Here is a 9,188-nt window from a genome sequence, read left to right as displayed (position 1 = left end):
CCGCTCAATGGCATTTGGATCAATGGCATTTGAACACGTCGAACGGTTCGAGGCAGGCGTTGCAGGCGTGCAGCGCCTTGCAGGCGGTCGAGCCGAAGCGGCTGATCTGGCGGGTGTCCTCCGATCCGCAGCGCGGACAGGCGATCACCTCGTCCGGTGCCGTCAGCGCCCGCTTGCCGGAGTGCGGCGGCGGGACGATGCCAACCTCGGCCAGCTTGTCCCGGCCGGCGTCGCTGATCCAGTCGGTCGTCCAGGGCGGGGCGATCACCACCGAGACGCGGGCGTCGAGGCGTGCGCGGGCCAGCGCGGTTTCCGCCTCCAGCACGATCACGTTGGTGGCGGGGCAGCCGGAATAGGTGGGCGTCAGGGCCACCGACAGCCGGCCGTCCGCGTCGGCCGAGACGGCGCGGACGATGCCGAGTTCGACGATGCTCAGCACCGGGATCTCCGGATCCATCACCCCGGCCAGTGCGCCCCAGGCGGCCTTCACCACCGCATCGGCACCCGGTTCCGGTCCCCAGCAGCCCGCTGCATCCGGCATGGCATCCTCACCAGGTCGCGTCGGGATAGGCGCGCGGCAGGAACTGCATCTCGGCCAGCAGATAGCCCAGATGCTCGCTGTGCTCGCCACGGCGGCCGCCCTTCTGCATCCAGCCGTCGGCCGGGCGGTCGAGCGTGGCGTCCTCCAGAACCGCTTCGACGCGGGCGGTCCAGGCGGCTTTCAGCTCGGCCGGGTCGGGAACGATGCCGGCGGCGACCAGCGCCTGTTCGGCCTCGTCGCGCTCAAACATTTCGCCGGTGTAGGGCCACAGCCGGCCCAGTGCGTCGGCGACCTTGGCATGGCTGATTTCGGTGCCGTCGCCCAGCCGCACCAGCCAATCGCCGCTGTGGCGGACATGGTAGCGTACCTCCTTCACCGCCTTGGCGGCGATGCCGGCCAGCGTCTCGTCCGTCGAGGCGCAGAGCCGCCCGTACAGCTCCACTGCCCAGGCATCGTGCAGGAACTGGCGGACGATGGTGTGGCCGAAGTCGCGGTTGGGCTGCTCGACCAGCAGGTGGTTGCGGTAGTCGAAGACGTCGCGCCGGTAGGCGAGGCGATCCTCGTCGCGGCCCTTGCCCTCCAGCTCGCCGGCATAGGTCAGCAGCATGCGGGCATGGCCGACGAGGTCGAGCGCGACGTTGGTCAGCGCGATGTCCTCTTCCAGCTCCGGCGCATGGCCGCACCATTCCGACAGCCGGTGCCCAAGCACCAGCGAGGTGTCGCCCAGCCGCAGCGTGTAGCCGAACAGGGCCTCCTTGAGATCCGTGCTCATCAGATGGTCTTCCGGCTAGATGTTTTTGACGTCGGCGGGGATGTCGTAGAAGGTCGGGTGGCGATAGATTTTGTCGTCGGCCGGGTCGAACAGGCTGGCTTTCTCCGCCGGATCCGACGCCGCGATGCTGGCGGCCGGGACCGCCCAGATGCTGACGCCCTCGCCGCGGCGGGTGTAGACGTCGCGGGCATTGTCCAGCGCCATGCGGGCGTCGGCGGCGTGCAGGCTGCCGACATGCTTGTGCGACAACCCGTTCTTCGGCCGGATGAAGATCTCGAAAAGCGGCCAGTCCTTACGATCCATCGTCTCGTCCCCTCGGAATTCTTCGGTCAGCCGGCCTTCTTCAGGGCGCGCTGCTTGCGTTTGGCGGCATGGGCGACGGCGGCTTCCCGCACCCAGGCGCCGTCATCCCACGCCTTGCGGCGGGCCTCGATGCGCTCGCGGTTGCAGGGGCCGTTGCCCTTCAGGATCTCGTTGAACTCGGTCCAGTCGATGGCGCCGAATTCGTAATGGCCGGTCCCGGCGTCGAAGCGCAGCTCCGGGTCCGGGATGGTCAATCCTAGGAACTCCGCCTGCGGCACCGTGGCGTCGACGAAGCGCTGGCGCAGCTCGTCGTTGGAGAAGCGCTTGATCTTCCAGGCCATGTTCTGGGCGGAGTGGGCGGACTGGTCGTCCGACGGGCCGAACATCATCAGCGACGGCCACCACCAGCGGTTCAGCGCATCCTGCGCCATCCGCTTCTGCTCCGCCGTGCCCTGGGCCAGCGCCAGCATCAGCTCGTAGCCCTGGCGCTGGTGGAAGCTCTCCTCGCGGCAGATGCGGACCATGGCGCGGGCATAGGGGCCGTAGGAGCAGCGGCAGAGCGGCACCTGATTCATGATCGCAGCACCGTCGACCAGCCAGCCGATGGCGCCGATGTCGGCCCAGGTCGGGGTCGGGTAGTTGAAGATGCTGGAATATTTGGCCTTGCCCGACAGCAGCTGGCCGATCAGCTCGTCGCGCGACACGCCCAGCGTCTCGGCGGCGCTGTAGAGGTAGAGGCCGTGCCCGCCCTCGTCCTGCACCTTGGCCAGCAGGGCCACCTTCCGGCGCAGCGTCGGCGCGCGGGTGATCCAGTTCCCTTCCGGCAGCATGCCGACGATTTCCGAATGGGCGTGCTGCGAGATCTGGCGGACCAGCGTGCGGCGGTAGCCTTCCGGCATCCAGTCGCGCGGCTCGATCTTCTCCTCCGCATCGACGCGCTCCTGGAAGCGGCCCTGGAGAGCCGTTTCCTGCTCCGTCACCAGCCGGGGGGACGGTTGAGCGCCCTGCTCGGTCTTGGCATCCAAACCCTGCGTGTACATCGGCATCCCCGAGATGGATTGCGCGTCCAGCGAACAATTTCTGAAGGAAAAATATGATACAGATCAAAGACTGTAAAGAGGAATTATGTGTCGCTTTAGGGGTGGGGTGGCGTGGGCGCATAAAAGCGTTTCATAACAATGCATTGATTTGAAAATCCCGAGCGCATGCCGGGGTGGTGCGCAGGGAGAATGGGCACAGGAATACCGCCACCGATACACCGATGCTGCGGTTTTGCGGATTTTGTGCGGCGCAGAAAAGGCTGGGCGGGCAGGGGGGATGGCTGCCGGACCGATGGTTGACCCCGGCGCTGTGGATTGGGCCGGCGGCACGCATCGGTCGGGCGCAGGCGTCCCGTCAGGAGCCGCTCCGCCGGGCGGGGGAGGGCTGGTGACGGGGAACTGCGACGCTAGCGGATGGGGGGAGGGAGGCGTGGCTTCGGGGGGATTTGAACGGCCGAAGCCAGCGCCTTACGCGCCGGCGCCGGAAAAGGTGCGCTCCAGGCGACGGGGGGCGCGGATCATATGGAGGTACAACTCGTCGAACTGACCGACGGAGGCAAGCTGGCGCACGTCGTTGACGGTGATGCGCTGGCCATTCACTTCGATCAGGCCACTGTCGCGCAGCCGGCGCAGGGTCCGGTTGATGTGGACGATGCTCAGACCCAGCGCGTCGGCCAGGATCTCCTGCGTCACCGGCAGGACGAAATGGCCGTCGGTCACCATGTTGACGATGCTGAGGCGGCGCAGAAGTTCGACCAGCAGGTGGGCGGTGCGCTCCAGCGCGGTCCGCCGCCCCAGGCTGAGCAGCCGCTCCGCCAGGATCGCTTCCTCGCGTGCGCCCGACCAGGCGAGCGCCGCGGCGAGGCGCGGAAAGGAGCGGAACATCTCGCCGAGCCGTTCCGGCGGGAAGCTCGCCACCTCGACCGGGGTCAGCGTGGTGACGCTGTGGTCGGCCGATTCGAACAACGTGCAATACATGCCGATGATGTCGCCCGGCAGGACGAAGTTCACGACCTGACGCCGGCCGTCGGGCAAAGCCTTGTGACGGATCGCCCAGCCGTCCCGCATGATCCGCACGTCCCGATATCTTTCACCCTGTTGGAGTAGATCGGTTCGTGGAGACACTCGGGCAATTGTCCTTTCCAAATCGGTAAGGTACAACTTTTCCTCGTCCGACAGGATGAGGTAGCTGCTCAATTTAAGCCACAATGGAGTGGGCTCTAGGGCGCGGCTCGCCGGTGCGCGAGTCATGGTCGTCTTTGCCTTCTTTGTCCTAATATTGGCGCTTTGATAAACGGACGCGCAGTTGACCCGGTTCCGCGTGAGCTCGAACGTTTAGGGTTTTCGGCAAAGGCGGCCACAACATAGGTTAATCAGCCAAATATTTTTCTCGAACGGTCTGTGACGCGCGGCCGACCGTGGTGTTGTTCCCTATGCAATTGGACGTACCGGCAGCATGGCCGGACGGTAAGCACCATCCAATAACACGGGGGGCATGATGACGGCGGAGGATGGGGCGGCGGGGATGGCCGCTCTCTCGATTTGTGAATCGTTGGTGATCGCCATGGTGGAAAAAGGCCTCCTTACGGTGGAGGAGGCCCGGGGCGTGCTTGAGGACGCGGCGGCGGCTCATCTGCGGCAGGAGACTGCCGGATTGGCGGACGGGTATCAGCAAAGCGCCGTAAGGGCGATAGAACGGCTGGTTCTGCAGGTGGACGCCGCCGGGCAATCCGGCCGCAGATGACCTGAGGGGCGCGTCGGCCCACTCGAACCGGTTCAACCGGTCAACCGGTTCGAGTGAGCCCGGCGCGATCAGCCCGGCAGGATGACGGGATTGCGCCGGCTGCCGGTCTTCCGCCCACCCTCGGTTCCGGCCCGCTCCGGAACGGCGTCGCTCAGCAGTTGCGCGACCTCCTTGGCGGCAATGGGCTTGTGCAGGATGCGGTAGCCGCTGGCCTCCGCGTCGGCGATACGCTGCGGTGCGGTGTCGCCGGTCAGGACCACGCTGGTCGGAACCCTGAAGCCCCGGCCGCGCAGGGCGACCTCGACGGCCTGGATGGCCTGCAGACCGGTGGCGCCCGCCTCCAGCCGGTAATCGGCGATCACCAGATCGGGCGGACGGTCCTGGCCGCTCAGCAGGCGCAGCGCATGGCCGGCGCTGTCGGCCGCGGTCACCCTCCAGCCGAAATCCTCGATCAGCAGGGTCAGGCCTTCGCGGACCAGAGGATCGTCGTCGATGACCAGGGCGGTGCCGCGTCCCGGCTCCGGCGCCTGTTCGGCCGGTGCCGGTGCCGACGGCGCCTCGACGGCCGGCAGGGCAGGGATGGGGATTTCCAGCGTGAAGCAGGACCCCTTGTTCGGCCGGGAGGCGACATGCACGCGGTATCCCAGCAGCCGTGCCAGCCGGTCGACGATGGCCAGCCCCAGCCCCAGCCCCTTGCCGCGGTCGCGGGTGGGGTTGGAGACCTGATAGAATTCGTGGAAGATCCGCTCCAGATGTTCGGGCGGGATGCCGATGCCGGTGTCGTAGACCTGGATGCGCAAGACCCCGCGGGCATGGCGGCAGCCCAGCAGGATGCGGCCATGGTCGGTGTAGCGCAGGGCGTTCTCCACCAGATTGCGGATGATCCGTTCCAGCAATGCTGCGTCGGCGTTCAGCCTCATGCCGGTGGGAACGCTGCGGAAGGCGACACCCTTCTCCGCGGCGCGCAGGCGGTACTCGTCCTCCAGCCGCGCGAAGATGGTGCCGAGCGACACCGCCTGCACATTGGGCGACACCGTGCCGGCATCCAGCTTGGAGATGTCGAGGATGGCGTCGAGCAGGCGGCACAGCGCGTCCATCGACGCCTCGATGCTGCCGACCAGGGAGGCGGCGGGGTGGTCGCCCAGCCGGATCGCCAGCGCCGAGGTCAGCAGGACCAGCGACTGCACCGGCTGGCGCAGGTCGTGGCTGGCCGCGGCCAGGAAATGGGTCTTGGCGGCGTTGGCGCGCTCCGCCACCATCAGCGCCATCACCGCCTCCTGGCGCGAGCGTTCCGTCTCGTTGCGTGCGCTTTCCGCCTCGGCTCGGGCCTGCTCGGCGCGCTCGGCCAGCGTGCGCTGGATGGTGATCTCCTCCGCCGCGCGCATCTCGCGGTCGCGCTGGATGCCGGCGATGTGGTCCAGCATGGCGTTGAAGCCGCGCGCCAGGGCGGACACCTCGTCGTTGCCGCGCACCTCGGCGCGCTGGCCGGTGAAGCCGTCGGTGGCGATGGCGCCGGCCAGCCGTTCCAGTTCGCGCAGGGAGCGGGTCATGTGGTTGCCGACGGCGCGGCTGCCGACATAGATCGCCAGCAGGGCGGCCAGCCCCACCATCCCGTAGGCGGGCAGCATCCAGGAGAGCAGCGCCGAGGGCGGCGTTTCCGGTGCCTCCAGCCGCAGCGTCAGCCCCAGCGACGCCAGCCGTTCCGGCACGCTCAGCGGCACCGTCACCGCCATCATGTCGGGCGGCGGCGGCTTCGGTGCGTCACCGGCGTAAAGAAGCTCGGCCTCCGGATGCAGCACCAGGAAGTCGAGCGGCACCTTGTAGAGCAGCGCCCCTTCCGGCGACATCGTGCGGGAATAGATCAGCATCTCCGCCGCCAGCAGGAACTGCGTGTCGCCCTGCTGCACCACGCGTGCGGCCGGCTTGCCGGCGGCGATGGCGGCGCGCAGCCAGGCCATGTCGGCGGGTGCGACGGCCAGCGGGTCGGCATGGCGGCCGTTGTCGGCGATCGGCTCCCCTTCGAAATCGGTGAAGACCAGGGCCACCGGAACGCTGGCGATGTGGTTGAAGCTGCCCAGGAAGGGGATCAGGTAGGTTTCCTTGCCGGCGGAATCGACCAGCGCGGTGGCGAGCATGCTGTTGTCCGCCAGCTCGCGCACTGTGGTCACCAGCGTGTTCAGCAGCCCTTCGGTTTGGCGGGCGGCGAGGCTGGCGTTGGCTTCCACATTGGCATGGTGCTGGCGGGCCAGATGGCGGCTGGACACCACATACAGGCTGGCGCCGATCAGGATGGCGATCAGCACGCCCAGCATCAGCGACACCAGCGCGAAGCGGCGCGCCAGACGGCCGGAGGTCAGCATCCGCTGCGCGGTGCGCGGGATGGTGCCGTAGGCTGGCGGATCGAGGGGGGTGGGATCGGTCATCCGTGTCCTCAATCCACCGGGACCAGCACGCCGTCGCTGCGGAACCGTGCCATCAGCAGGTCCTCGGGACCAAGCGCCTCGTGGCGGCCGGGAGCGAAGGGGCGGTCGAAGTCGCGGATCACGCCGCGATAGGGGCCGACCTGCTCCAGCGCGTCGCGCACCGCGGCGCGGTCGGTGGTGCCGGCACGGTCGATGGCCAGCGCCAGGATGCGGGTCAGATCGTAGGCATGCAGGAAGCCCACCGGCGACACGATGTCCTCCGGCCGGCGGATGCCGAACAGCCGCCCGGCGGTCTCCAGCACCGGGGCCAGCCGGTCCGGCGGGATGCGGAGGGGGCTGACCGTCTGGATCACGGTGAAATCGACCTCGCTGAGCGCCGCGCCGGCCTGTCCGACGAAGTTGCCGCCGGTGACGCCCCAATGGCTGAGGATCGGCAGCCGCTGCTGCGCCGGCAGGGCGGCCACCTCGCGCACCAGAACGGCGGCCTCGTCGTCGTTGGCGACCAGCAGGATCGCTTGGGCGCCGTCCTCGGCCAGCGCCTGATACTTGTCGAGCAGCGAGCGGTCGCGCCAGTTGTACCAGGCGGTGCCGGCCAGATCCGGGATCTTGTGGCCGGCGAGATGGCGTTTGGCGGCTTCCAGGTTGGAGCGGCCCCAGGCGGTGTTGGTCAGCAGCAGCCCGACACGGGTGAAGCCGCGGTCGGCGGCGCGCTTCAGCAGGAAGGGCATCGCCAGGCTGTCGCGCAGCGACAGGCGGAAGATGTAGTTGGGCTCCATGTCGTTGTCGACGATGGCGTCGGCCGACGACCAGGGGGCCAGGAACAGGGTGCGGGTCTGTTCCAGGACCGGCAGCTCCTCGATCACCACCGGGCTGAACCGGCCGCCGAACACGGCGATCAGATCCGGAATGGTGGCCAGTTCCCGGATGTTCTTGATGCCGCGGGCAGAGATCGATCGGTGTTCGCGCGTGATCAGTTCCAGCGGCCGCCCGCCCAGCACGCCGCCCTGGCGGTTGATGTCGTCGATGGCGGTCAGGATGCCGCGTTCGATGGCCTCGGCCGAGGTGCTGTTGGTCAGCCCGAATTCACCGTCCAGCGCCAGGATCACCGGCTCCCGGCCCAGTTCCCCACCCAGCTCCCTGCCCAACTCTCCCACGGTCTGGGCGGCGGCAGCCGTCGCCAGCGCCGCGAGCGGCAGCGCGAACAGAAGAAATATCGGCCGGCAAAGGCGAAGGACTGCGATGAACATTGACCGTCGTTCGATGGGATCGGCGGACGGAAGATGGGCTCCCGCACACGCAAGGCCGCACTATGGGTGGGCGGAAGCGGCGGGGTCAATCTGCCCTTCGGCAGAGCGGAAGGTTTGGAAGACATGAAGCGCCGCGGCAGCTTCGCCGCCGGTGGCTCGCTGCATTATCTGCACCGGTACGCTTGCTGCCGCGGGACGCTGTCTTTTCTGCGGGACGGGTCAGAGAAGCTTGGCGGTCAGGCTGATCTGGGTGCCGGCCAGCGCCTTCGACACCGGACAGTTGGCCTTGGCGCCGTTCGCCTGTTCCTGGAAGGTGGCCTCGTCGATGCCCGGGATTTCCGCCTCGCACTCCAGCTCGATCCGGCTGATGGCGAAGCCGGCACCGGCCTTCTCAAGATGCACCTTGGCGGTGGTGTGGACGCGGGTCGGCGTGTGGCCGGCCTGGGAGAGCCCGGCCGACAGCGCCATGGAGAAGCAGCCGGCATGGGCCGCCGCGATCAGTTCCTCCGGATTGGTGCCCTGGCCGTTCTCGAAGCGTGACGGGAAGGAATAGCTGCCTTCGAAGGCGCCGCTGCCCAGCCGCATCGTGCCGCTGCCCGATTTGAGGTCGCCACGCCATTCGGCGTCCGATTGCCGCATCGCCATGCTGGTGTCTCCCTTTGAAGATTGTGGTCGGTCCGGTGGCTCGCTGTCGCGTGACCGGTCCGGCCTGACCTAGGGCAGGGGAACGCCACTGCCAGCCATGTACCACCTCCGCGCTGCCTGCCGTCCGTCGCCAGCCGTCAGGCCTCCTGGACGGTCTCGATCTCCGACAGGTCCGACAGGCGGCGGGCCAGACGTTCGGTGCAGCGCACTTCCAGAATGCCGAAGCCGGCGTTGGGGGCGATGGTGTGGAGGTCGCCGGCCATGCCGTTCTCGCTGGCCAGCCGCCGCACCCGGTCCACCATGGCGTCGCGTTCCGGCCGTCCCGGACGCAGCCCCGGCAGCGGGCGGGTGAAGTGCAGCTTGTATCGCTTGAAGATCGAGGGAGCCATTCTGGTCACGGATGCCGGGTCATGGGTGCGACGTGGGGGCGGCCCCCCGGCATGAAGCCTGCGGATGCCGCCCCCGGATCTCGC

At 68.1% G+C, this 9,188-nt stretch carries 10 protein-coding genes; 1 reads left to right on the top strand and 9 read right to left on the bottom strand.

The genetic code is table 11. The features are described from left to right. Positions 1–19 precede the first annotated feature (19 nt). From paaD to ACWPN8_RS34315, 5 genes are all read right to left on the bottom strand, one after another. Positions 20–541, bottom strand: a complete 522-nt coding sequence (gene paaD, locus ACWPN8_RS34335; protein WP_492244001.1) for a 1,2-phenylacetyl-CoA epoxidase subunit PaaD — start codon at positions 539–541, stop codon at positions 20–22. 7 nt (positions 542–548) lie between these two features. Continuing rightward, positions 549–1,313: a 1,2-phenylacetyl-CoA epoxidase subunit PaaC gene (paaC, locus tag ACWPN8_RS34330; protein WP_492244000.1), complete on the bottom strand. Its 765-nt coding sequence runs from the start codon at positions 1,311–1,313 to the stop codon at positions 549–551. Between the two features lie 15 nt (positions 1,314–1,328). Further along, complete coding sequence (paaB, locus tag ACWPN8_RS34325) at positions 1,329–1,616, bottom strand: 1,2-phenylacetyl-CoA epoxidase subunit PaaB (RefSeq protein ID WP_108548838.1); 288 nt, start codon at positions 1,614–1,616, stop codon at positions 1,329–1,331. Positions 1,617–1,642: 26 nt separating this feature from the next. Next, complete coding sequence (gene paaA / locus ACWPN8_RS34320; RefSeq protein ID WP_492243999.1) at positions 1,643–2,656, bottom strand: 1,2-phenylacetyl-CoA epoxidase subunit PaaA; 1,014 nt, start codon at positions 2,654–2,656, stop codon at positions 1,643–1,645. Positions 2,657–3,124: 468 nt separating this feature from the next. After that, positions 3,125–3,724, bottom strand: a complete 600-nt coding sequence (locus ACWPN8_RS34315; RefSeq protein WP_158285360.1) for a Crp/Fnr family transcriptional regulator — start codon at positions 3,722–3,724, stop codon at positions 3,125–3,127. Positions 3,725–4,181: 457 nt separating this feature from the next. Here ACWPN8_RS34315 and ACWPN8_RS34310 point away from each other — a divergent pair, with 457 nt between their 5' ends. Then, on the top strand, positions 4,182–4,400 hold the full coding sequence (locus tag ACWPN8_RS34310; protein WP_146208013.1) for a hypothetical protein: 219 nt from the start codon (positions 4,182–4,184) through the stop codon (positions 4,398–4,400). A 68-nt stretch (positions 4,401–4,468) separates the two neighbouring features. Here ACWPN8_RS34310 and ACWPN8_RS34305 read toward each other — a convergent pair whose 3' ends face one another. From ACWPN8_RS34305 to ACWPN8_RS34290, 4 genes are all read right to left on the bottom strand, one after another. Continuing rightward, on the bottom strand, positions 4,469–6,823 hold the full coding sequence (locus tag ACWPN8_RS34305; RefSeq protein WP_109096399.1) for a hybrid sensor histidine kinase/response regulator: 2,355 nt from the start codon (positions 6,821–6,823) through the stop codon (positions 4,469–4,471). A gap of 8 nt (positions 6,824–6,831) precedes the next feature. Beyond that, positions 6,832–8,070: an ABC transporter substrate-binding protein gene (locus ACWPN8_RS34300; protein WP_492243998.1), complete on the bottom strand. Its 1,239-nt coding sequence runs from the start codon at positions 8,068–8,070 to the stop codon at positions 6,832–6,834. A gap of 219 nt (positions 8,071–8,289) precedes the next feature. Continuing rightward, on the bottom strand, positions 8,290–8,715 hold the full coding sequence (locus ACWPN8_RS34295) for an OsmC family protein (RefSeq protein ID WP_109096400.1): 426 nt from the start codon (positions 8,713–8,715) through the stop codon (positions 8,290–8,292). A gap of 137 nt (positions 8,716–8,852) precedes the next feature. Continuing rightward, positions 8,853–9,104 carry a hypothetical protein gene (locus tag ACWPN8_RS34290; protein ID WP_109096401.1) on the bottom strand — a complete coding sequence of 84 codons (252 nt, stop codon included), beginning with the start codon at positions 9,102–9,104 and terminating at the stop codon, positions 8,853–8,855. Positions 9,105–9,188 lie beyond the last annotated feature (84 nt).

The sequence above is a fragment of the Azospirillum sp. UENF 112521 genome (assembly GCF_058780665.1).
This window is presented reverse-complemented; position numbering and strand designations above follow the sequence as displayed.

What these genes read in the sequence shown, in the direction of transcription:
- paaD (WP_492244001.1), bottom strand. Translation starts at nt 541, where the DNA reads ATGCCGGATGCAGCGGGCTGCTGGGGACCGGAACCGGGTGCCGATGCG.
- paaC (WP_492244000.1), bottom strand. Translation starts at nt 1,313, where the DNA reads ATGAGCACGGATCTCAAGGAGGCCCTGTTCGGCTACACGCTGCGGCTG.
- paaB (WP_108548838.1), bottom strand. Translation starts at nt 1,616, where the DNA reads ATGGATCGTAAGGACTGGCCGCTTTTCGAGATCTTCATCCGGCCGAAG.
- paaA (WP_492243999.1), bottom strand. Translation starts at nt 2,656, where the DNA reads ATGTACACGCAGGGTTTGGATGCCAAGACCGAGCAGGGCGCTCAACCG.
- ACWPN8_RS34315 (WP_158285360.1), bottom strand. Translation starts at nt 3,724, where the DNA reads ATGCGGGACGGCTGGGCGATCCGTCACAAGGCTTTGCCCGACGGCCGG.
- ACWPN8_RS34310 (WP_146208013.1), top strand. Translation starts at nt 4,182, where the DNA reads ATGGCCGCTCTCTCGATTTGTGAATCGTTGGTGATCGCCATGGTGGAA.
- ACWPN8_RS34305 (WP_109096399.1), bottom strand. Translation starts at nt 6,823, where the DNA reads ATGACCGATCCCACCCCCCTCGATCCGCCAGCCTACGGCACCATCCCG.
- ACWPN8_RS34300 (WP_492243998.1), bottom strand. Translation starts at nt 8,070, where the DNA reads ATGTTCATCGCAGTCCTTCGCCTTTGCCGGCCGATATTTCTTCTGTTC.
- ACWPN8_RS34295 (WP_109096400.1), bottom strand. Translation starts at nt 8,715, where the DNA reads ATGGCGATGCGGCAATCGGACGCCGAATGGCGTGGCGACCTCAAATCG.
- ACWPN8_RS34290 (WP_109096401.1), bottom strand. Translation starts at nt 9,104, where the DNA reads ATGGCTCCCTCGATCTTCAAGCGATACAAGCTGCACTTCACCCGCCCG.